Annotated in this window: 2 protein-coding genes; one reads left to right on the forward strand and one right to left on the reverse strand. The window is 36.7% G+C overall.

The annotated features are described in order from the left end of the window. A partial coding sequence (locus tag ACRCJ0_RS15410; RefSeq protein WP_431391069.1) for a glutamine amidotransferase-related protein occupies window positions 1-449 on the reverse strand: 449 nt, incomplete at its 3' end. Window positions 450-653: 204 nt separating this feature from the next. On the opposite strand from ACRCJ0_RS15410, the gene ACRCJ0_RS15415 reads away from it, so the two are divergent. Next, the coding region (locus ACRCJ0_RS15415) for a mevalonate kinase family protein (RefSeq protein WP_431391070.1) at window positions 654-988 on the forward strand (335 nt) is incomplete at its 3' end.

A 988-nucleotide genomic window follows, 5' to 3' on the forward strand; every position in this document is an offset into this window, starting at 1 on the left:
CCTTCAGGAATTTCTTCAATACGGTCAGAATGGCTCATTAACACTAATTCTTCTGCTTCTAACCCCTTAAAAATGGCTGAATCTGCTTTATCAATAAATAACGATTGTTGACCATATTCACGTTTATCGGAGCGAGCGACTACCCCACCATTTTTAAATGTCATTAATTGCATACCATAGCAAATCCCTAAAACTGGAATTCCTAAATCAAATACTGCTTCATCAATTGAAAAAGCACCATCTGCATACACTGACATTGGACCACCCGATAGGATAATTCCTTTAACATTACCTTTCGCCATGATTTCGTCAGCTGTTAGTTTATGTGATAATAGTTCTGAATAAACGCCAAACTCACGAATACGACGTGTAATCAATTGGTTATATTGACTACCGTAATCAAGTACAATGATTTTTTCAATATCTTGCATTGATTGTTGGACACTCATGTTTTCACTTCCTTTTTCGAATTTCATCTTTATTCTAGCATTTAACATTTGTGATTACTAGGATTTTATCGACGTTAATTAAAATATTGTTCGGATTCTAATCTGGCAACCTTTAATAATTTGATAAATTTATACTTAATTCGTTTTCAAAGGTGTTGGCACCTGTAAATATTGTATATAATAGAAAAGAATAGGAGTGAAAGTATGAAAAAAGCGACTGGTAAAGCCAACGGGAAAATCATTATTATGGGTGAACATGCCGTGGTTCATGGGTATCCATCTGTAGCCCTACCCTTTCATGCGGTAGAAATGACAGTCACCATTGAACAGATCCAAACCAATGCTTATTTGGTGAGTGACTTATATGAAGGGCCACTCCACCAAGCACCATCTGATTTACAGAATTTGCTAGCTGTTTATGACCAATTACGAGCGAATTTAATGACTCAAAACCAGAGTCACTGGCTGATCAATATCCATTCATCTATACCTGCTGAGCGTGGTATGGGTTCTTCAGCAGCTATGGCAACGGCTTTGGT

It is taken from the genome of Aerococcus sp. L_32, from assembly GCF_050689315.1.